Origin of the sequence: Streptococcus anginosus (assembly GCF_001697145.1) — a bacterium.
Classification (GTDB): Bacteria; Bacillota; Bacilli; order Lactobacillales; family Streptococcaceae; genus Streptococcus; species Streptococcus hominis.
The window spans coordinates 1,814,309-1,831,985 of record NZ_CP012719.1 but is presented as its reverse complement, the minus strand read 5'-3'; the positions used below and the strand labels follow the sequence as shown (position 1 = coordinate 1,831,985).

Here is a 17,677-nt window from a genome sequence, read left to right as displayed (position 1 = left end):
AAATCCTAGCCCCAATTTCTGCCTCCTTTTTCAAAAAATGCTATACTGGTCATAAGGAAATAAGTGAGGTATTTTATGTACGAATTTCAAAATCCTAGTGATTACATGATTCAGACCTATTTGGAGACGAGTAAAGTGATTGCAGTAGTCGGACTTTCTGACCGCGAGGAAACGACTAGCAATCGTATTTCAAAGATCATGCAGGAGCTGGGTTATCAGATCATTCCAGTCAATCCCAAGTTAGCGGGTCAAAAGATTTTAGGCGAGACGGCTTATGCGCGTTTGCAGGATATTCCTGTTTTCGTGGATATTGTCAATATCTTTCGGCGGAGCGAATTTTTACCGGGTGTGGCGCGTGATTTTATTGAGACAAATGCTAAGATTTTTTGGGCGCAGTTGGGACTTCAAAGTCAAGAGGCGGAAGAGCTTTTGAGGGTGGCAGGTTGTGATCATATCGTTATGAACCGTTGCATCAAGCGTGAGTACAATCGTCTGGTGAAGGAGATTGACTAATGGCGCAACTAGTCATCATTCGGGGGAATTCTGGTTCTGGGAAAACCAGCCTAGCTAAAAAATTACAAAATCATTTTGGTCGTAGGACGCTTGTGATTTCGCAAGACCTTGTCCGGCGTGATATGCTCAAGGAAAAAGTAGAACCAGATAATTTATCCATTTCTCTAACAGAAACGATTGCTCGTTATGGATATGAGCATGATTTGCTGGTGATTGTTGAAGGTTTTTATGAAACGGATATTTATGGTGACATGTTGGAGCACTTGCGTCAGCTTTTTGACAACAAGGTTTTAGCCTACTACTATGACTTGTCTTTTGAGGAGACAGTTCGTCGGCATATGACGCGTTCAAAAGTATCCGAATTTAGCCCTGCTGACATGAAGCGTTGGTGGCTTGATAAAGACATTCTCGGTTGGAAAGAGGAAATCCTGTTTACAGATGATGTGACTTTGAAACAAGCTTTTGAGCAGATATGTTGGCAGCTAGAACGATAAAAAGAGGTTACGAAGTAACCTCTCAGATTGAAGACAAACTGGAATTTTAATCCAGTTTGTCTTTTCTTTTACTATTGTTATCACAATTGGTCTTGATAGGATTACTTTTATGCAAAATAAAAAGACTATTCCAGCCATTATCTTACTATATTTTTTCATATTCAAGCACGCTAAAGTAAGCCCAAGGGTTGCCTCCATTTTGGACTTTCCTTTTAGTCTCGTATAACGTAAGTTGGGATATTCTTTAGCTGTTCCAAACAAGTGCTCAATGGTTTCTTTGCGCTGTTGATAGCGTTCCTTCATCTCTCTTTGGTGTCGGATGTCTTCACAAACCTCTAAATCATCTTTCCATAGATGACGAGTGATTACTTTTTGATGATTTTTTGATTGGGTACAAACCGATAATAAGGGACAATACTGGCATACAGCTGGATTACTTTTATACTCACGATAGCCGTCTCGAGTAGTCGTTGAATAGGATAAGGGGTGATTTTCTGGACAGAGGTAAACATCATAGTACTCATCATACATAAATTCTTTTGGCCGAAGCATGTCTTTTTTATTACGAGGTCTTGTATAAGGAAAAACGGGTATGACACCTAGTGTTAAGAAGTAAGGAGCGATGCTTGGGGTTTTATAGCCAGAATCAGCGATAAGATAGTGAGGATTCAATGCTTTAATCTTGTCAAAGAGTTCAGGAAATGCCTGACTATCATGGATATTCCTAGCGTGGATACTATAGCCTAGTGCCCAGCCATGTTTATCGCAAGCTACTTGAGCATTGTAAGCAAAAACCTCTTTATGGTCACCCTTATGAAACCAGCCACTATCTGGGGCGGTTGGAGAGATTTTCTTACTGATGGGCTCTTTTTCTTTGGCGAGCCCTAGCGACTTTTTTCCCTGTTTGTCCCTGTCTTTGGCAATTTCTTTTTCCAATTGGTCACTCATAAATTTAGCTTGCGCATCAACTTCTTGATTGATGTATTTGTGATTGTTCGCTGCTGCCTTGATATGAGTCCCATCCACAAAGATTTCAGTGGGGTCAATCAAACCAGCATTGAGGCAGAGCCCTAAGATATGAGCAAAAATTGCTTCAATGACTTGTTTATCCTGGAAACGACGACTGTAGTTCTTGCCGTATGTTGTGAAATGAGGCACCTTATCTTCTAAAGTTAACCCAAGAAACCAGCGGTAAGCCACATTGACTTCAATTTCTTTGATGGTTTGACGCATGGAACGAATACCAAAGAGACATTGAATCATTGGAATTTTGACTAACATGACTGGGTCTAAGCTAGGACGACCATTATCCGCACAATAACTGTTTTCAACCAATTGATAAATAAATGAGAAATCAACTGCACGATCCATTTGACGTAAGAGATGATCTTTAGGAACCAACTCATCTAGGCTGTAGAACCCGACTTGATTTCGATTATAGTCAGGATTTTCTTTGTGGAACATAGCAATACCTCCCAGAATACCTTACCTTTATTATAACTCTAGATAAACAGAAAAGTCCTTAGAAAAGTGAATTTCTAGGACTTTGTCTTCAATCTGAGAGGTTACGAAGTAACCTCTTTGTTTTACTGCTCAATCGAACTACTTATTGTATTATCACTGTTAGACTCAAGTGCAGGTTCTATTCCTTTTGTTGAACGTAATTTTTCATAAAATACGGTCGCAGCAAGTGTTTGATAAGGAATGACATAAATTCCCACTAAACCTAAGGTCAGCCCTGTCAAAATGTCCCAACCGATAAAACTAAAGTCTAACTTGAACCGTTTCTACTTGTAGCCTTTCATTAATGACTTACTTTCGCGAATAACCCCAAGCGGTCCTGCATAACGTCCCTCGGAAATCTGATCGTAAAGCACCCACTCTGTTTGAGAATAAGCATAATATTTAGGTAGGTAGATGGCTAGCCCAATCATGGCGAGTGGGATACTAACAATAATTATAATTATCGCTAAAGCAATCAGCCCATTATTTAGAAGGTAATCGTTGTTTAATGCGTTGGGAACTTGTTCAAAAGATTGACGAACTATGCTGCCCCAATGTTCAATTCCTCCATTAGCCGCAACGATAAACCACATCAATACATAGATGAATACCCCAAGGGTAAAAGCTGAGATTGACACTGTCCATACTAGACTCCAGAGAAAAAGTAATACTTATTTAACAAGTACTGTTACAAAGATCTTTCCAATCAAATCACTTTGAAAACCACGAAGAGAATCTTTAAAGCTAACAATTTCTGTCTGCTTACGGACTAGCTTAATTGTTTGGAAAATAATAGACGCCAGTGCAATCGCTAGAACAAAATTGAGGACAATAGAAAAACTAGTGGCACTAGAAAACAGAGCATATAGTTGTCCTGGATTCATAATACTTGTAGGATTCCCTGCCTCTGCCCGACTGTTCATAATTGCAATGGTCACATTTAATAGAGAGACTGCGATTGGTATTAGAAAGAGGGCGTAAATTCCGGGTGTCTCGCTCAATAGTTGTCGTGCTTTAGCACGAATCATTTTACTTGTTGGGAATGGCATTAAAGGTTTCATATTATCTCCTCACTATAAAATCTTTTTTCTAGTATAGCATAATTTACTGACAGCGAGTGTATTTTTTGGTAAAATAGGCTGTTAACACAAACTAGGACTGTCTTTCCTAGTCTCGGAGGTAAAAAATGTCAGATTCGCCGATTCAATATCGCCTAATCAAAAAAGAAAAGCACACAGGAGCTCGTCTGGGTGAGATTATCACGCCGCACGGCACCTTTCCCACGCCTATGTTCATGCCGGTCGGTACCCAAGCCACGGTCAAGACCCAGTCGCCTGAAGAATTAAAAGAAATGGGCTCAGGGGTTATCTTGTCCAATACCTATCATCTCTGGCTGCGTCCGGGAGATGAGCTGATTGCGCGGGCAGGTGGTCTGCACAAGTTTATGAATTGGGACCAAGCTATTTTGACCGATAGCGGTGGTTTTCAGGTCTATTCCTTGGCGGATAGTCGCAACATCACGGAAGAGGGTGTGACTTTCAAAAATCACCTCAATGGCTCCAAGATGTTTTTGTCACCAGAAAAAGCGATTTCCATTCAAAATAATCTGGGCTCAGACATTATGATGTCTTTTGATGAGTGTCCACAGTTTTATCAGCCTTATGACTACGTCAAAAAGTCTATCGAGCGCACCAGCCGTTGGGCAGAGCGAGGACTCAAAGCTCATCGTCGTCCGCATGATCAAGGTCTCTTTGGCATTGTGCAGGGAGCTGGTTTTGAGGATTTGCGTCGCCAATCTGCGCAGGACTTGGTCAGTATGGACTTCCCCGGCTACTCCATCGGCGGTCTAGCTGTCGGAGAGTCTCACGAGGAGATGAATGCGGTGCTGGACTTTACGACGCCCATGTTGCCCGAAAATAAACCGCGCTATCTGATGGGTGTAGGGGCACCAGACAGCCTGATTGATGGCGTCATTCGTGGGATTGATATGTTTGACTGTGTATTGCCGACCCGCATTGCTCGAAACGGCACCTGCATGACCAGCGAGGGACGTTTGGTTATTAAAAATGCCCAATATGCCGAAGACTTTACGGCTCTTGACCATGACTGCGACTGCTATACCTGTCAGAATTACAGCCGCGCCTATATCCGCCACTTGCTCAAGGCAGACGAGACCTTCGGTCTGCGCCTGACCAGCTACCACAATCTCTATTTCCTTGTCAATCTAATGAAGAAAGTGCGCCAGGCTATTCTCGATGACAATCTCTTGGAATTCCGCGAAGACTTCGTCGAGCGTTACGGTTACAATTCATCTAAGAGGAATTTTTAGGATATAAAATAAACTCGTTAAGTCAAGCTTAACGAGTTTTCTTCAAATTACTTATTTTTGGGGAAAAGTTAAAAAATCTTCCTAAACCCCTTGCAATATTGCCGCGCGTGTGGTATCATACTATGGTGCTGTGAAAAACAGTCTATAGCTTTGATGCAAGAGGTTGCGACACGCTCGGTTGCATTGCCACGTGATCGCCTGTCGGTTTTCTTGTGGAGCTAGCCTATTATCTTAAATAGACGAAAAAGGAGAAAAAGATGGCAAACAAAAAAATCCGCATCCGTTTGAAAGCTTACGAACATCGTACACTTGACACAGCGGCTGCAAAAATCGTAGAAACTGCTACTCGTACAGGTGCTGAAGTTGCAGGTCCAATCCCACTTCCAACTGAACGCAGCCTCTACACAATCATTCGTGCGACTCATAAATATAAAGATTCTCGCGAACAATTTGAAATGCGTACGCATAAACGTTTGATCGACATCATTAACCCAACTCAAAAAACAGTTGACGCTTTGATGAAATTGGATCTTCCAAGTGGTGTGAACGTAGAGATTAAACTTTAATCACAAGCAAACAAAAAGCTGAGAAGCTGGTGTTCGATGAAATTGAACACGGGCTAAACTCTGTGTGAAAAAGATAAAATTGTCTAGGCTCGTCGAGCCGTCACCGATTTTCCTATTTTCACTTTGAGTTTGACGCCCTTTGTATCTTGGTTTGAGCATAAAAAACGCTCGTTAAAAACTTTTTGAAAAAACTATAGAAAAGGAAACATTTTCTCATGACAAAAGGAATCTTAGGGAAAAAAGTGGGAATGACTCAAATCTTCACTGAAGCTGGCGAATTAATCCCTGTGACTGTTGTTGAAGCAGCTCCAAACGTTGTTCTTCAAGTGAAAACAGTTGAAACAGATGGTTACAACGCAGTTCAAGTTGGTTTTGACGATCTTCGTGACGTATTGAGCAACAAACCTGCTAAAGGACATGTAGCAAAAGCTAACACGGCTCCTAAGCGCTTCATTCGTGAATTCAAAAACATTGAAGGCTTAGAAGTTGGTGCAGAAATTACAGTTGACACTTTCGCAGCCGGCGATGTTGTTGATGTAACAGGAACTTCAAAAGGTAAAGGTTTCCAAGGTGTTATCAAACGCCACGGTCAATCTCGTGGGCCAATGGCTCATGGTTCTCGTTATCACCGTCGTCCTGGTTCAATGGGACCAGTTGCGCCTAACCGTGTTTTCAAAAATAAACACTTGGCAGGTCGTATGGGGGGCAACCGTGTGACGATTCAAAATCTTGAGATCGCACAAGTTGTTCCAGAGAAAAACGTTATCCTTATCAAAGGTAACGTACCTGGTGCTAAGAAATCTCTTATCACGATCAAATCAGCAGTTAAAGCTGGTAAATAATAAGGAAAGGGGAAATCAGTCACAATGGCAAACGTAAAATTATTTGACCAAACTGGTAAAGAAGCTGGTGAAGTAGTTCTTAATGATGCAGTGTTTGGTATCGAACCAAATGAATCAGTTGTATTTGATGTTGTCATCAGTCAACGTGCAAGTCTTCGTCAAGGAACTCACGCTGTTAAAAACCGCTCTGCAGTATCAGGTGGCGGACGCAAACCATGGCGTCAAAAAGGAACTGGACGTGCGCGTCAAGGTTCTATTCGCTCTCCACAATGGCGTGGTGGTGGTACCGTATTTGGTCCAACTCCTCGTTCATATGCCTACAAACTTCCACAAAAAGTTCGTAGATTGGCACTTAAATCAGTTTATTCTGAAAAAGTTGCTGAAAACAAATTCGTAGCTGTAGACAGCCTTTCATTTACAGCTCCAAAAACTGCTGAGTTTGCGAAAGTACTTGCTGCGCTTAGCATTGATTCAAAAGTACTTGTAATTCTTGAAGAAGGAAATGAATTTGCTGCACTTTCAGCTCGTAACCTTCCAAATGTGAAAGTTGCAACTGCAACAACTGCAAGTGTTCTTGACATCGTAAATAGCGACAAACTTCTTGTTACTAAAGAAGCTATCTCTACAATCGAGGAGGTTCTTGCATAATGAATTTGTATGACGTAATCAAAAAGCCTATCATTACAGAAAGCTCAATGGCTCTTCTTGAAGAGGGTAAATACGTATTTGAGGTGGACACTCGTGCTCATAAGCTTCTTATCAAACAAGCAGTTGAAGCTGCTTTTGATGGAGTGAAGGTTGCAAACGTGAACACAATCAATGTAAAACCAAAAGCAAAACGTGTAGGGCGTTATACTGGTTTTACAAATAAAACTAAAAAAGCTATCATCACTCTTACAGCTGATTCAAAAGCAATCGAGTTGTTTGGTGCTGAAACAGAATAATCTAAGGAGGAAATATCGTGGGAATCAGAGTTTATAAACCAACTACAAATGGTCGCCGTAATATGACTTCTTTGGATTTTGCCGAAATCACAACGAGCACTCCAGAAAAAACTTTGCTTGTTTCTTTGAACAACAAAGCCGGTCGTAACAACAACGGTCGTATCACTGTTCGTCACCAAGGCGGCGGACACAAACGCCACTATCGTTTAATTGACTTCAAACGCAATAAAGATGGTGTTGAAGCAGTTGTTAAAACAATTGAATACGATCCAAATCGTTCAGCGAATATCGCTCTTGTACATTACACTGATGGTGTAAAAGCTTATATCATCGCTCCTAAGGGCCTTGAAGTTGGCCAACGCATCGTTTCTGGACCAGAAGCAGATATCAAAGTCGGAAACGCTCTTCCACTCGCTAATATCCCAGTCGGTACATTGATTCATAATATTGAATTGAAACCAGGTCATGGCGGTGAATTAGTACGTGCTGCCGGAGCTTCTGCTCAAGTGTTGGGACAAGAAGGGAAATACGTCCTTGTTCGTCTTCAATCTGGTGAAGTTCGTATGATTCTTGGCACTTGCCGTGCCACAGTTGGTGTTGTCGGAAATGAACAACACGGTTTGGTTAATCTTGGTAAAGCAGGACGTAGCCGTTGGAAAGGTATTCGCCCAACAGTCCGCGGTTCTGTAATGAACCCGAACGATCACCCACACGGTGGTGGTGAAGGTAAAGCACCAGTTGGTCGTAAAGCACCATCTACTCCATGGGGCAAACCTGCTCTTGGACTTAAAACTCGTAACAAGAAAGCGAAATCCGACAAACTTATCGTTCGTCGTCGCAACGAGAAATAATCTAAAACAATCTATCCGCCAGCTCGGTAGCGCTGATTGTCAGTGCAAGCCGTTGTGGTACATATTTTAAAGGAGAAAACATAAAAATGGGACGCAGTCTTAAAAAAGGACCTTTCGTCGATGAGCATTTGATGAAAAAAGTTGAAGCTCAAGCCAACGACGAAAAGAAAAAAGTCATCAAAACTTGGTCACGTCGTTCAACGATTTTCCCAAGTTTCATCGGATATACAATTGCAGTTTATGATGGACGTAAACATGTTCCTGTTTACATCCAAGAAGACATGGTAGGGCACAAGCTTGGTGAATTTGCACCAACTCGTACTTACAAAGGTCACGCTGCTGACGACAAGAAAACACGTAGATAAGAGAGGAGAAAAACATGGCAGAAATTACTTCAGCTAAAGCAATGGCTCGTACAGTGCGCGTTTCACCTCGTAAATCTCGTCTAGTTCTTGACAATATCCGCGGGAAAGACGTCGCTGACGCAATCGCAATCTTGAAATTCACACCAAACAAAGCTGCTGGCATTGTCGAAAAAGTGTTGAACTCAGCAATCGCTAATGCAGAAAACAACTTTGGTTTGGAAAAAGCAAACTTGGTAGTATCTGAAGCTTACGCAAACGAAGGACCAACAATGAAACGTTTCCGTCCACGTGCAAAAGGTTCAGCTTCACCAATCAACAAACGCACTAGCCACATCACAGTGGTCGTTGCAGAAAAATAAGGAGGTAAAATCGTGGGTCAAAAAGTACATCCAATAGGTATGCGTGTCGGTATCATCCGTGACTGGGATGCCAAATGGTATGCTGAAAAAGAATACGCGGATTACCTTCATGAAGATCTTGCAATCCGTAAATTCGTTCAAAAAGAATTAGCTGACGCAGCTGTTTCAACTATTGAAATCGAACGCGCAGTAAATAAAGTAAACGTTTCTCTTCACACTGCTAAACCAGGTATGGTTATCGGTAAAGGTGGAGCAAACGTTGATGCACTTCGTGCAAAGCTTAACAAATTGACTAGTAAACAAGTCCACATCAACATCATTGAAATCAAATCACCAGATTTGGATGCTCATCTTGTTGGTGAAGGAATTGCTCGCCAATTAGAACAACGTGTTGCTTTCCGTCGTGCTCAAAAACAAGCAATCCAACGTACCATGCGTGCGGGAGCTAAAGGAATTAAAACTCAAGTATCTGGCCGCTTGAATGGTGCTGATATCGCTCGTAGTGAAGGGTATTCTGAAGGAACTGTTCCGCTTCATACGCTTCGCGCAGATATTGATTACGCTTGGGAAGAAGCAGATACTACTTACGGTAAACTTGGTGTTAAAGTATGGATTTACCGCGGAGAAGTTCTTCCAGCTCGTAAAAACACTAAAGGAGGTAAATAACCAATGTTAGTACCTAAACGTGTTAAACACCGTCGCGAATTTCGTGGTAAAATGCGCGGTGAAGCTAAAGGTGGTAAAGAAGTAGCATTTGGAGAATATGGTCTTCAAGCGACTACTAGCCATTGGATCACAAACCGCCAAATCGAAGCTGCTCGTATCGCTATGACGCGTTACATGAAACGTGGTGGTAAAGTTTGGATTAAAATCTTCCCACACAAATCATACACTGCCAAAGCTATCGGGGTTCGTATGGGATCTGGGAAAGGTGCTCCAGAAGGTTGGGTTGCACCCGTTAAACGTGGTAAAGTGATGTTTGAAATCGCTGGTGTGCCTGAGGAAGTTGCTCGTGAAGCGCTTCGTCTTGCAAGCCACAAATTACCAGTTAAAACAAAATTCGTGAAACGTGAAGCTGAATAAGGAGAAGGCATGAAACTTAATGAAGTAAAAGAATTTGTTAAAGAACTTCGTGGTCTTTCTCAAGAAGAACTCGCGAAGCGTGAAAGAGAATTGAAGAAAGAATTGTTTGATCTTCGTTTCCAAGCAGCAACAGGTCAATTAGAACAAACTGCACGCTTGAAAGAAGTGAAAAAGCAAATCGCTCGTATCAAAACTGTTCAATCAGAAATGAAATAATAGACTTGGGAAAGGAGAAATTCTAAAATGGAACGTAATCAACGTAAAACGCTTGTTGGACGCGTCGTTTCTGACAAGATGGATAAAACAATCACAGTTGTAGTTGAAACAAAACGTAACCACCCAGTCTATGGTAAGCGTATTAACTACTCTAAAAAATACAAAGCGCATGATGAAAATAACATCGCTAAAGAAGGCGATATTGTTCGTATCATGGAAACTCGTCCGCTTTCAGCTACAAAACGCTTCCGTCTTGTAGAAATTGTAGAAGAAGCAGTTATCATCTAATCAAACCAGAAAGGAGAAAACTTAAATGATTCAAACAGAAACTCGTTTGAAAGTTGCTGACAACAGCGGTGCCCGCGAAATCTTGACAATCAAAGTTCTTGGTGGTTCAAAGCGTAAATTCGCTAGCATTGGTGATGTCATCGTTGCATCTGTAAAACAAGCTACTCCTGGTGGTGCGGTTAAAAAAGGTGACGTTGTAAAAGCGGTTATCGTTCGTACTAAATCAGGTGCTCGTCGCAAAGATGGTTCATACATCAAATTTGACGAAAATGCTGCAGTGATTATCCGTGATGATAAAACTCCTCGCGGAACACGTATCTTTGGTCCAGTTGCACGTGAATTGCGTGAAGATGGATTCATGAAGATTGTTTCACTTGCTCCAGAAGTACTTTAATCAAAAACAAACTAAGTCCCCTATCTTCGACAGATAGGGTGCCCTTCAGGGCGTAAGAAATCAAAGGAGAAACCAATGTTTGTAAAAACTGGCGACAAAGTTCGCGTGATTGCTGGTAAAGACAAAGGTGTTGAAGCCAAAGTCGTTGCCGCACTTCCAAAAGTAAATAAAGTTGTTGTTGAAGGTGTAAATATCATCAGGAAACACCAAAAACCTAATAACGAAAACCCTCAAGGTGCTATCGTAGAAAAAGAAGCACCAATCCATGTGTCTAATGTTCAAGTGTTGGACAAAAATGGTGTTGCAGGACGTGTTGGCTACAAGTTTGTAGATGGCAAAAAAGTTCGTTACAATAAAAAATCAGGCGAAGTGCTTGACTAATCACGAAGGAAAGGAGAAGTATAATGGCTAATCGTTTAAAAGAAAAATATCTTAAAGAAGTAGTTCCTGCTTTGACTGAAAAGTTTAACTACTCATCTGTTATGGCTGTGCCAAAAGTGGATAAAATCGTTTTGAACATGGGTGTTGGTGACGCTGTTTCAAATGCTAAAAATCTTGAAAAAGCTGCTGAAGAGCTTGCTCTTATCTCAGGTCAAAAACCACTTATCACTAAAGCTAAAAAATCTATCGCCGGCTTCCGTCTTCGTGAAGGTGTAGCGATCGGTGCTAAGGTAACTCTTCGTGGTGAACGCATGTATGAATTCTTGGATAAATTAGTTACTGTATCACTTCCACGTGTTCGTGACTTCCACGGTGTTCCAACAAAATCATTTGATGGACGCGGAAACTACACACTTGGTGTGAAAGAACAATTGATTTTCCCAGAAATCAACTTTGATGATGTTGACAAGACTCGCGGTCTTGACATTGTTATTGTAACAACTGCTAACACGGATGAAGAATCACGTGAATTGCTTACAGGCCTTGGAATGCCTTTTGCAAAATAATCTAGGAGGTAAATAAATTGGCTAAAAAATCAATGATTGCTAAGAACAAACGCCCTGCGAAGTTCTCTACGCAAGCTTACACTCGTTGCGAACGTTGTGGCCGTCCACATTCAGTTTACCGCAAGTTTAAACTTTGCCGTGTTTGCTTCCGCGAGTTAGCATACAAAGGACAAATTCCGGGCGTTACCAAAGCTTCTTGGTAATTATAGCTTCCATTTTCGTCATGAGTCGTTGTTATTCGCTCTTACTTAACTCAAGTTATGCCTACGAGCGAATGCCTAGACTTATCTAAGAAATGAAATCTATAAACAAAACTTATGAGCCTAGCTCAATCATTAACTAGCAAGTGAATTATCAAACTACTAGTAAGAGGAGAAAAATAAAATGGTTATGACTGACCCAATTGCAGACTTTTTGACACGTATTCGTAATGCGAATCAAGCAAAACATGAAGTGCTAGAAGTACCTGCATCAAATATCAAAAAAGGGATTGCTGAAATCCTTAAACGCGAAGGTTTTGTGAAGAACGTTGAGTACATTGAAGATGATAAACAAGGCGTTATTCGTGTATTCCTTAAATACGGTCAAAACGGTGAAAAAGTTATCACTGGTTTGAAACGTGTTTCAACACCAGGACTTCGTGTTTACAAAAAATGTGAAGATCTTCCAAAAGTCTTGAATGGACTTGGAATTGCGATTATCTCAACATCTGAAGGCTTGTTGACTGACAAAGAAGCACGCCAAAAGAATGTTGGTGGGGAAGTAATCGCCTACGTTTGGTAATTGCATGATACAAAGAGCGTGACGGACAAAGTGAAAATAGGAAATCTAGCGATGAATGTCCGCATTCAAGATAGATTTATCTTTTTCACACAGGCCGTAGCTCGTGTTCAGATTGGCAAAACTGATTTGAATGATATATTTGAATAAAACGTTAGAACTATCATACAAACTGTGATAGTTCCCCCGTGAAAACTGGCCGTCCTTGGACGACCTGACAATTTAACAGGAGAAAGAATAACATGTCACGTATTGGTAATAAAGTTATTGTATTGCCTGCTGGTGTCGAATTGACAAACAAAGACAATGTAGTAACTGTAAAAGGACCTAAAGGAGAACTCACTCGTACGTTCTCTAAAGATATTGATATTCGTGTGGAAGGAACTGAAGTAACTCTTCACCGTCCAAACGATACAAAAGAAATGAAAACAATCCACGGAACAACTCGTGCTCTTTTGAACAACATGGTTCATGGTGTATCAGAAGGATTCAAGAAAGAACTTGAAATGCGTGGGGTTGGATACCGTGCTCAACTTCAAGGTAAAAAATTGGTACTTTCAGTTGGTAAATCTCATCCAGATGAAGTGGAAGCTCCTGAAGGTATTACTTTTGAACTTCCAAATCCAACGACTATTGTTGTGAACGGAATCTCAAAAGAAGTAGTTGGACAAACTGCTGCTTATATCCGTAGCTTGCGTGCTCCTGAACCATATAAAGGGAAAGGTATCCGCTACGTTGGTGAATTCGTTCGCCGTAAAGAAGGTAAAACAGGTAAATAATGTTAAACGGTTGTTCTTCAACCGAAATAATTATTTCCAATTTTGTGCTTAGGCACACAATAAAATTAAGAGGTGAAAATTGTGATTTCGAAACCAGATAAAAACAAAGTCCGCCAAAAACGCCATCGTCGCGTTCGCGGAAAACTCTCTGGAACTGCTGATCGCCCACGTTTGAACGTTTTTCGTTCTAATACAGGCATCTACGCTCAAGTAATTGATGACGTAGCGGGTGTAACGCTCGCAAGCGCTTCAACTCTTGACAAAGAAGTTTCAAAAGGAACTAAGACTGAACAAGCCGTTGTTGTTGGAAAACTCGTTGCTGAACGTGCAGTTGCTAAAGGTATTTCTGAAGTGGTGTTTGACCGCGGTGGATATCTATATCACGGACGTGTAAAAGCTTTGGCTGATGCAGCTCGTGAAAACGGATTGAAATTCTAATAGGGAGGACACTAAAAAATGGCATTTAAAGACAATGCAGTTGAACTTGAAGAACGCGTGGTTGCGATTAACCGTGTTACAAAAGTTGTTAAAGGTGGACGTCGTCTTCGTTTTGCAGCTCTTGTAGTTGTTGGTGACCGTAATGGTCGTGTTGGCTTTGGTACTGGTAAAGCTCAAGAAGTACCAGAAGCAATTCGCAAAGCCGTTGAAGATGCAAAGAAAAACCTAATTGAGGTACCAATGGTTGGTACAACAATTCCTCACGAAGTAACATCTGAATTTGGTGGAGCTCGTGTCTTGTTGAAACCAGCTGTAGAAGGTGCTGGAGTAGCTGCTGGTGGTGCTGTTCGTGCCGTCATTGAATTGGCAGGTGTAGCAGATGTAACATCTAAATCACTTGGTTCTAACACTCCAATCAACATCGTTCGCGCAACTGTTGAAGGTTTAAAACAATTAAAACGCGCTGAAGAAGTTGCTGCCCTTCGTGGTATTTCAGTTTCTGACTTAGCATAAGAAAGGAGATTCACATGGCTCAAATTAAAATCACTTTGACAAAGTCTCCAATCGGACGCATTCCGTCACAACGTAAAACTGTTGTAGCACTTGGACTTGGCAAATTAAATAGCTCAGTTATCAAAGAAGATAATGCTGCTGTTCGTGGTATGATTACAGCAGTATCACACTTGGTAACTGTTGAAGAAGTTAAGTAAGCAATCATTTTGCTAACAAAACTTTAAATTGAAATAAACTAGGGGATGAGAGGATTTTCTCAGCCCCTTAAACTAAATATATGTATAGGCGAGTTTATACTGAGGACACCTTTTTCTCAGTATAAGCGCTAGCATTTTACAAAAGAGGAGAAAAAATATAATGAAACTTCATGAATTACAACCTGCTACAGGTTCTCGTAAAGTCCGCAACCGTGTTGGACGTGGTACTTCATCTGGTAATGGTAAAACAGCTGGACGTGGTCAAAAAGGTCAAAAAGCTCGTAGTGGTGGTAAAGTTCGTCTTGGTTTTGAAGGTGGACAAACACCATTGTTCCGTCGTATGCCAAAACGCGGTTTCTTGAATATCAATCGTAAAGAATATGCAATTGTAAATCTTGATCAATTGAATATTTTTGAAGACGGGGCAGAAGTAACTCCAGTTGTCCTTATCGAAGCAGGGATTGTAAAAGCTGAAAAATCTGGTGTTAAGATTCTTGGTAACGGCGAATTGACAAAGAAATTGACTGTGAAAGCAGCTAAATTCTCTAAATCAGCCGAAGAAGCTATCACTGCTAAAGGTGGTTCAGTGGAAGTCATCTAAGCGAGGTGACCTATGTTTTTTAAACTATTAAAAGAAGCATTAAAAATCAAACAGGTTCGTTCAAAAATTCTCTTTACAATTTTTATTGTATTAGTATTTCGAATTGGTACGACGATTACTGTTCCAGGTGTTAATGCAAAAAGCTTGGAAGCTCTTAATGGGCTTTCATTTCTAAACATGCTCAGCCTTGTGTCAGGTAATGCTTTGCGGAATTTCTCAGTATTTGCATTAGGAGTTAGTCCGTATATTACCGCCTCTATTGTTGTTCAATTGCTACAAATGGATATTTTACCTAAGTTTGTAGAATGGGGCAAGCAAGGTGAAGTTGGACGAAGAAAGTTAAATCAAGCAACGCGCTATATTGCCTTAGTCTTGGCGTTTGTTCAATCTATCGGTATTACAGCAGGTTTCCATACCTTGTCTAGTGCTAAGTTGGTGGCAACACCTAACTGGCAAACTTATTTGCTGATTGGATTCCTTTTGACAACAGGTTCTATGATTGTGACTTGGTTAGGGGAACAAATCACGGATAAAGGCTATGGTAATGGCGTTTCTATGATTATCTTTGCAGGTATCGTAGCAGCAATTCCAGGAATGATTAAGAGTATATATGTAGACTACTTTGTCAATGTACCAAGCAGCCGTATTACTTCATCTATCATTTTTGTGACTATTCTGATTATAGCTGTTTTACTCATTGTTTACTTTACAACCTTCGTTCAACAAGCAGAATACAAAATTCCAATCCAGTATACAAAGATTGCGCAAGGTGCGCCTTCTAGCTCATACCTTCCTTTGAAGGTCAATCCAGCAGGTGTTATTCCGGTTATCTTTGCAAGTTCAATTACTGCCGCACCCGCAGCTATTTTCCAATTCTTGACAGCTACAGGTCATAATGCACAGTGGGTTCGAGTGGCCCAGTCCTTGTTTGCAACAACAACCGCAAGCGGAATTGTGATGTACGCACTCTTGATTATTTTGTTTACATTTTTCTATACATTTGTACAAATCAATCCAGAGAAAACTGCAGAGAATTTGCAAAAGAGTGGTGCTTATATTCATGGTGTACGTCCTGGTAAAGGAACAGAAGAGTATATGTCTAAGCTGCTTCGTCGCCTGGCGACAGTTGGTTCACTTTTCTTAGGCTTTATTTCGATTTTACCGATTTTAGCAAAAGATTTGTTTGGATTGACAGATGCTGTTGCTTTAGGTGGTACTAGTTTGCTGATTATTATTGCAACTGGTATTGAAGGAATGAAACAGCTTGAAGGTTACCTTCTGAAGAGAAAATATACTGGCTTTATGAATACAACAGAATAGAAACAGAGTAAAGAAAGATATTCTATACTTTAAAAGCAATTTGCGTTAAAGTACGAACGCAGTGGTTGATGATGAAAATGAGCTTTTGTTTTCATCCTAAATCAACTATGTTGCGGGGTGGGAGAGCAAATCGAAAATCATAGATTTTCTGAAGTCTGTCCCACTCTTTCTATTTTGTTTTTAAACAAGTTTACTAAGAATTTGTAATAGATTTATTTAAAAACAAAAAAGGAGAAGGATCATGAATCTTTTGATTATGGGCTTGCCAGGTGCAGGCAAGGGGACTCAAGCGACCAAAATCGTGGAGGAATTTGGTGTTGCGCATATCTCAACAGGGGATATGTTCCGTGCAGCCATGGCAAACCAAACTGAAATGGGTGTGCTTGCGAAATCATATATTGACAAAGGTGAATTAGTGCCAGATGAAGTGACCAATGGAATTGTCAAAGAACGTTTAGCACAAGATGATATTAAAGAAAAAGGCTTTTTATTAGATGGCTACCCACGCACCATTGAGCAAGCTCACGCACTGGATCAGACACTTGCTGAACTTGGTCTTGCTTTGGATGGGGTTGTCAATATCGAAGTGGATCCTAACAGCTTGCTAGAGCGCTTGAGCGGACGGATTATTCACAAAAAAACGGGAGAAACTTTTCATAAAGTCTTCAATCCACCAGCAGATTATAATGAAGAGGATTATTACCAACGTGAGGATGATAAACCAGAAACCGTGAAACGCCGTTTAGATGTCAATATCGCTCAAGGAGCACCAATTATTGAGCACTATCGTTCTCAAAGCTTGGTTTATGATATTCAAGGAAATCAAGAGATTGATGATGTATTTAAAGACATTGAAAAAGTCTTGTTAAAGTTAAAATAAAAGCGTTTTTTACACTTGCAATATTTGACAAGTAGTGATACAATAAATTAGTCTGACTTATAATTGTTACCTCTGTGCTCAGAGGAATGAATCGAAATTTAGGGGGTGCTTTTGCGTGGCAAAAGACGATGTGATTGAAGTTGAAGGCAAAGTAGTTGATACAATGCCGAATGCAATGTTTACGGTTGAACTTGAAAATGGACATCAGATTTTAGCAACAGTTTCTGGTAAAATTCGTAAAAACTATATTCGTATTTTAGCGGGAGACCGTGTTACTGTCGAGATGAGTCCTTATGATTTGACACGTGGACGGATCACTTACCGCTTTAAATAATCGAAATACTTGGAGGGATAAGAAATGAAAGTAAGACCATCGGTCAAACCAATTTGCGAATACTGCAAAGTTATTCGTCGTAATGGTCGTGTTATGGTGATTTGCCCAGCAAATCCAAAACACAAACAACGTCAAGGATAA

At 40.7% G+C, this 17,677-nt stretch carries 31 protein-coding genes and 1 pseudogene; 28 read left to right on the top strand and 4 right to left on the bottom strand.

What is annotated here, in order from left to right; all coding sequences use genetic code 11:
- The first annotated feature begins 75 nt into the window (after nucleotides 1–75).
- On the top strand, nucleotides 76–513 hold the full coding sequence (locus SanJ4206_RS08955) for a CoA-binding protein (protein ID WP_003029528.1): 438 nt from the start codon (nucleotides 76–78) through the stop codon (nucleotides 511–513).
- Nucleotides 513–1,007: a kinase gene (locus SanJ4206_RS08950; RefSeq protein ID WP_003029526.1), complete on the top strand. Its 495-nt coding sequence runs from the start codon at nucleotides 513–515 to the stop codon at nucleotides 1,005–1,007. Before SanJ4206_RS08955 ends, SanJ4206_RS08950 begins: the two co-directional genes overlap by 1 nt.
- Here the strand turns inward: SanJ4206_RS08950 and SanJ4206_RS08945 are convergent.
- From SanJ4206_RS08945 to SanJ4206_RS10015, 4 genes and pseudogenes are all read right to left on the bottom strand, one after another.
- Nucleotides 996–2,471, bottom strand: a complete 1,476-nt coding sequence (locus SanJ4206_RS08945) for an IS1182 family transposase (RefSeq protein WP_022525392.1) — start codon at nucleotides 2,469–2,471, stop codon at nucleotides 996–998. The two genes, SanJ4206_RS08950 and SanJ4206_RS08945, sit on opposite strands and share 12 nt — an antisense overlap.
- Nucleotides 2,472–2,593: 122 nt before the next feature.
- Nucleotides 2,594–2,782 (bottom strand): annotated as a pseudogene (locus tag SanJ4206_RS10025) (DUF975 family protein); the annotation flags it as partial.
- A 12-nt stretch (nucleotides 2,783–2,794) separates the two neighbouring features.
- Complete coding sequence (locus SanJ4206_RS10020) at nucleotides 2,795–3,148, bottom strand: DUF975 family protein (protein WP_022525390.1); 354 nt, start codon at nucleotides 3,146–3,148, stop codon at nucleotides 2,795–2,797.
- A 33-nt stretch (nucleotides 3,149–3,181) separates the two neighbouring features.
- Entirely contained in the window at nucleotides 3,182–3,571 is a 390-nt protein-coding gene (locus SanJ4206_RS10015; protein ID WP_003029488.1) for a DUF975 family protein, read from the bottom strand.
- A 125-nt stretch (nucleotides 3,572–3,696) separates the two neighbouring features.
- Between SanJ4206_RS10015 and tgt the strand changes: the two genes are divergently transcribed.
- The 26 genes from tgt to rpmJ all read left to right on the top strand — a co-directional run bounded on the left by tgt (nucleotide 3,697) and on the right by rpmJ (nucleotide 17,677).
- Nucleotides 3,697–4,839 (top strand): tRNA guanosine(34) transglycosylase Tgt, encoded by a 1,143-nt coding sequence (gene tgt, locus SanJ4206_RS08935; protein WP_003029487.1) that lies wholly within the window; start codon nucleotides 3,697–3,699, stop codon nucleotides 4,837–4,839.
- Between the two features lie 257 nt (nucleotides 4,840–5,096).
- Nucleotides 5,097–5,405: a 30S ribosomal protein S10 gene (rpsJ, locus tag SanJ4206_RS08930; protein ID WP_002894478.1), complete on the top strand. Its 309-nt coding sequence runs from the start codon at nucleotides 5,097–5,099 to the stop codon at nucleotides 5,403–5,405.
- Nucleotides 5,406–5,620: 215 nt separating this feature from the next.
- The gene (rplC, locus tag SanJ4206_RS08925; protein WP_003029484.1) at nucleotides 5,621–6,247 is read left to right on the top strand and encodes a 50S ribosomal protein L3; all 627 of its coding nucleotides are present in this window, start codon (nucleotides 5,621–5,623) and stop codon (nucleotides 6,245–6,247) included.
- A 24-nt stretch (nucleotides 6,248–6,271) separates the two neighbouring features.
- Nucleotides 6,272–6,895: a 50S ribosomal protein L4 gene (gene rplD / locus SanJ4206_RS08920; RefSeq protein ID WP_003029483.1), complete on the top strand. Its 624-nt coding sequence runs from the start codon at nucleotides 6,272–6,274 to the stop codon at nucleotides 6,893–6,895.
- Entirely contained in the window at nucleotides 6,895–7,191 is a 297-nt protein-coding gene (locus SanJ4206_RS08915; protein ID WP_003029482.1) for a 50S ribosomal protein L23, read from the top strand. The genes rplD and SanJ4206_RS08915 overlap by 1 nt, the downstream gene beginning before the upstream one ends.
- Before the next feature lie 17 nt (nucleotides 7,192–7,208).
- A complete protein-coding gene (rplB, locus tag SanJ4206_RS08910) occupies nucleotides 7,209–8,042 on the top strand; it encodes a 50S ribosomal protein L2 (RefSeq protein ID WP_003071334.1) in 834 nt (277 codons plus the stop codon).
- A gap of 86 nt (nucleotides 8,043–8,128) precedes the next feature.
- Nucleotides 8,129–8,407, top strand: a complete 279-nt coding sequence (rpsS, locus tag SanJ4206_RS08905; RefSeq protein WP_000533765.1) for a 30S ribosomal protein S19 — start codon at nucleotides 8,129–8,131, stop codon at nucleotides 8,405–8,407.
- 14 nt (nucleotides 8,408–8,421) lie between these two features.
- Nucleotides 8,422–8,766 carry a 50S ribosomal protein L22 gene (gene rplV / locus SanJ4206_RS08900; protein ID WP_003029479.1) on the top strand — a complete coding sequence of 115 codons (345 nt, stop codon included), beginning with the start codon at nucleotides 8,422–8,424 and terminating at the stop codon, nucleotides 8,764–8,766.
- A gap of 12 nt (nucleotides 8,767–8,778) precedes the next feature.
- A complete protein-coding gene (gene rpsC, locus SanJ4206_RS08895) occupies nucleotides 8,779–9,432 on the top strand; it encodes a 30S ribosomal protein S3 (protein ID WP_003029478.1) in 654 nt (217 codons plus the stop codon).
- Nucleotides 9,433–9,435: 3 nt separating this feature from the next.
- Complete coding sequence (gene rplP, locus SanJ4206_RS08890; protein WP_003029477.1) at nucleotides 9,436–9,849, top strand: 50S ribosomal protein L16; 414 nt, start codon at nucleotides 9,436–9,438, stop codon at nucleotides 9,847–9,849.
- Nucleotides 9,850–9,858: 9 nt separating this feature from the next.
- Nucleotides 9,859–10,065: a 50S ribosomal protein L29 gene (rpmC, locus tag SanJ4206_RS08885; protein ID WP_003029476.1), complete on the top strand. Its 207-nt coding sequence runs from the start codon at nucleotides 9,859–9,861 to the stop codon at nucleotides 10,063–10,065.
- Nucleotides 10,066–10,092: 27 nt separating this feature from the next.
- On the top strand, nucleotides 10,093–10,353 hold the full coding sequence (gene rpsQ / locus SanJ4206_RS08880) for a 30S ribosomal protein S17 (RefSeq protein WP_003040634.1): 261 nt from the start codon (nucleotides 10,093–10,095) through the stop codon (nucleotides 10,351–10,353).
- Between the two features lie 25 nt (nucleotides 10,354–10,378).
- The gene (gene rplN, locus SanJ4206_RS08875) at nucleotides 10,379–10,747 is read left to right on the top strand and encodes a 50S ribosomal protein L14 (RefSeq protein ID WP_003040810.1); all 369 of its coding nucleotides are present in this window, start codon (nucleotides 10,379–10,381) and stop codon (nucleotides 10,745–10,747) included.
- A gap of 75 nt (nucleotides 10,748–10,822) precedes the next feature.
- The gene (gene rplX / locus SanJ4206_RS08870; RefSeq protein ID WP_003040618.1) at nucleotides 10,823–11,128 is read left to right on the top strand and encodes a 50S ribosomal protein L24; all 306 of its coding nucleotides are present in this window, start codon (nucleotides 10,823–10,825) and stop codon (nucleotides 11,126–11,128) included.
- 23 nt (nucleotides 11,129–11,151) lie between these two features.
- The gene (gene rplE / locus SanJ4206_RS08865; RefSeq protein ID WP_003040778.1) at nucleotides 11,152–11,694 is read left to right on the top strand and encodes a 50S ribosomal protein L5; all 543 of its coding nucleotides are present in this window, start codon (nucleotides 11,152–11,154) and stop codon (nucleotides 11,692–11,694) included.
- A gap of 17 nt (nucleotides 11,695–11,711) precedes the next feature.
- Nucleotides 11,712–11,897, top strand: a complete 186-nt coding sequence (locus tag SanJ4206_RS08860) for a type Z 30S ribosomal protein S14 (RefSeq protein ID WP_001085699.1) — start codon at nucleotides 11,712–11,714, stop codon at nucleotides 11,895–11,897.
- 181 nt (nucleotides 11,898–12,078) lie between these two features.
- The gene (gene rpsH, locus SanJ4206_RS08855) at nucleotides 12,079–12,477 is read left to right on the top strand and encodes a 30S ribosomal protein S8 (protein WP_003026535.1); all 399 of its coding nucleotides are present in this window, start codon (nucleotides 12,079–12,081) and stop codon (nucleotides 12,475–12,477) included.
- A 239-nt stretch (nucleotides 12,478–12,716) separates the two neighbouring features.
- A complete protein-coding gene (gene rplF / locus SanJ4206_RS08850; protein WP_003029474.1) occupies nucleotides 12,717–13,253 on the top strand; it encodes a 50S ribosomal protein L6 in 537 nt (178 codons plus the stop codon).
- An 81-nt stretch (nucleotides 13,254–13,334) separates the two neighbouring features.
- A complete protein-coding gene (gene rplR, locus SanJ4206_RS08845; protein WP_003040651.1) occupies nucleotides 13,335–13,691 on the top strand; it encodes a 50S ribosomal protein L18 in 357 nt (118 codons plus the stop codon).
- An 18-nt stretch (nucleotides 13,692–13,709) separates the two neighbouring features.
- Nucleotides 13,710–14,204 (top strand): 30S ribosomal protein S5, encoded by a 495-nt coding sequence (gene rpsE, locus SanJ4206_RS08840; RefSeq protein ID WP_003029472.1) that lies wholly within the window; start codon nucleotides 13,710–13,712, stop codon nucleotides 14,202–14,204.
- A gap of 14 nt (nucleotides 14,205–14,218) precedes the next feature.
- Nucleotides 14,219–14,401 (top strand): 50S ribosomal protein L30, encoded by a 183-nt coding sequence (gene rpmD, locus SanJ4206_RS08835; protein ID WP_003029471.1) that lies wholly within the window; start codon nucleotides 14,219–14,221, stop codon nucleotides 14,399–14,401.
- 160 nt (nucleotides 14,402–14,561) lie between these two features.
- On the top strand, nucleotides 14,562–15,002 hold the full coding sequence (rplO, locus tag SanJ4206_RS08830; protein WP_003029470.1) for a 50S ribosomal protein L15: 441 nt from the start codon (nucleotides 14,562–14,564) through the stop codon (nucleotides 15,000–15,002).
- 12 nt (nucleotides 15,003–15,014) lie between these two features.
- Nucleotides 15,015–16,322 (top strand): preprotein translocase subunit SecY, encoded by a 1,308-nt coding sequence (gene secY, locus SanJ4206_RS08825; protein WP_003029469.1) that lies wholly within the window; start codon nucleotides 15,015–15,017, stop codon nucleotides 16,320–16,322.
- Between the two features lie 241 nt (nucleotides 16,323–16,563).
- Nucleotides 16,564–17,202, top strand: coding sequence for an adenylate kinase (locus tag SanJ4206_RS08820; protein ID WP_003029467.1), 639 nt, complete (start codon nucleotides 16,564–16,566; stop codon nucleotides 17,200–17,202).
- Nucleotides 17,203–17,317: 115 nt separating this feature from the next.
- Complete coding sequence (gene infA, locus SanJ4206_RS08815) at nucleotides 17,318–17,536, top strand: translation initiation factor IF-1 (RefSeq protein WP_001029883.1); 219 nt, start codon at nucleotides 17,318–17,320, stop codon at nucleotides 17,534–17,536.
- 24 nt (nucleotides 17,537–17,560) lie between these two features.
- Entirely contained in the window at nucleotides 17,561–17,677 is a 117-nt protein-coding gene (gene rpmJ, locus SanJ4206_RS08810; protein ID WP_001808836.1) for a 50S ribosomal protein L36, read from the top strand.

What these genes read in the sequence shown, in the direction of transcription:
- SanJ4206_RS08955 (WP_003029528.1), top strand. Translation starts at nt 76, where the DNA reads ATGTACGAATTTCAAAATCCTAGTGATTACATGATTCAGACCTATTTG.
- SanJ4206_RS08950 (WP_003029526.1), top strand. Translation starts at nt 513, where the DNA reads ATGGCGCAACTAGTCATCATTCGGGGGAATTCTGGTTCTGGGAAAACC.
- SanJ4206_RS08945 (WP_022525392.1), bottom strand. Translation starts at nt 2,471, where the DNA reads ATGTTCCACAAAGAAAATCCTGACTATAATCGAAATCAAGTCGGGTTC.
- SanJ4206_RS10015 (WP_003029488.1), bottom strand. Translation starts at nt 3,571, where the DNA reads ATGAAACCTTTAATGCCATTCCCAACAAGTAAAATGATTCGTGCTAAA.
- tgt (WP_003029487.1), top strand. Translation starts at nt 3,697, where the DNA reads ATGTCAGATTCGCCGATTCAATATCGCCTAATCAAAAAAGAAAAGCAC.
- rpsJ (WP_002894478.1), top strand. Translation starts at nt 5,097, where the DNA reads ATGGCAAACAAAAAAATCCGCATCCGTTTGAAAGCTTACGAACATCGT.
- rplC (WP_003029484.1), top strand. Translation starts at nt 5,621, where the DNA reads ATGACAAAAGGAATCTTAGGGAAAAAAGTGGGAATGACTCAAATCTTC.
- rplD (WP_003029483.1), top strand. Translation starts at nt 6,272, where the DNA reads ATGGCAAACGTAAAATTATTTGACCAAACTGGTAAAGAAGCTGGTGAA.
- SanJ4206_RS08915 (WP_003029482.1), top strand. Translation starts at nt 6,895, where the DNA reads ATGAATTTGTATGACGTAATCAAAAAGCCTATCATTACAGAAAGCTCA.
- rpsS (WP_000533765.1), top strand. Translation starts at nt 8,129, where the DNA reads ATGGGACGCAGTCTTAAAAAAGGACCTTTCGTCGATGAGCATTTGATG.
- rplV (WP_003029479.1), top strand. Translation starts at nt 8,422, where the DNA reads ATGGCAGAAATTACTTCAGCTAAAGCAATGGCTCGTACAGTGCGCGTT.
- rplP (WP_003029477.1), top strand. Translation starts at nt 9,436, where the DNA reads ATGTTAGTACCTAAACGTGTTAAACACCGTCGCGAATTTCGTGGTAAA.
- rpmC (WP_003029476.1), top strand. Translation starts at nt 9,859, where the DNA reads ATGAAACTTAATGAAGTAAAAGAATTTGTTAAAGAACTTCGTGGTCTT.
- rpsQ (WP_003040634.1), top strand. Translation starts at nt 10,093, where the DNA reads ATGGAACGTAATCAACGTAAAACGCTTGTTGGACGCGTCGTTTCTGAC.
- rplN (WP_003040810.1), top strand. Translation starts at nt 10,379, where the DNA reads ATGATTCAAACAGAAACTCGTTTGAAAGTTGCTGACAACAGCGGTGCC.
- rplX (WP_003040618.1), top strand. Translation starts at nt 10,823, where the DNA reads ATGTTTGTAAAAACTGGCGACAAAGTTCGCGTGATTGCTGGTAAAGAC.
- rplE (WP_003040778.1), top strand. Translation starts at nt 11,152, where the DNA reads ATGGCTAATCGTTTAAAAGAAAAATATCTTAAAGAAGTAGTTCCTGCT.
- rpsH (WP_003026535.1), top strand. Translation starts at nt 12,079, where the DNA reads ATGGTTATGACTGACCCAATTGCAGACTTTTTGACACGTATTCGTAAT.
- rplF (WP_003029474.1), top strand. Translation starts at nt 12,717, where the DNA reads ATGTCACGTATTGGTAATAAAGTTATTGTATTGCCTGCTGGTGTCGAA.
- rpsE (WP_003029472.1), top strand. Translation starts at nt 13,710, where the DNA reads ATGGCATTTAAAGACAATGCAGTTGAACTTGAAGAACGCGTGGTTGCG.
- rpmD (WP_003029471.1), top strand. Translation starts at nt 14,219, where the DNA reads ATGGCTCAAATTAAAATCACTTTGACAAAGTCTCCAATCGGACGCATT.
- rplO (WP_003029470.1), top strand. Translation starts at nt 14,562, where the DNA reads ATGAAACTTCATGAATTACAACCTGCTACAGGTTCTCGTAAAGTCCGC.
- secY (WP_003029469.1), top strand. Translation starts at nt 15,015, where the DNA reads ATGTTTTTTAAACTATTAAAAGAAGCATTAAAAATCAAACAGGTTCGT.
- SanJ4206_RS08820 (WP_003029467.1), top strand. Translation starts at nt 16,564, where the DNA reads ATGAATCTTTTGATTATGGGCTTGCCAGGTGCAGGCAAGGGGACTCAA.
- rpmJ (WP_001808836.1), top strand. Translation starts at nt 17,561, where the DNA reads ATGAAAGTAAGACCATCGGTCAAACCAATTTGCGAATACTGCAAAGTT.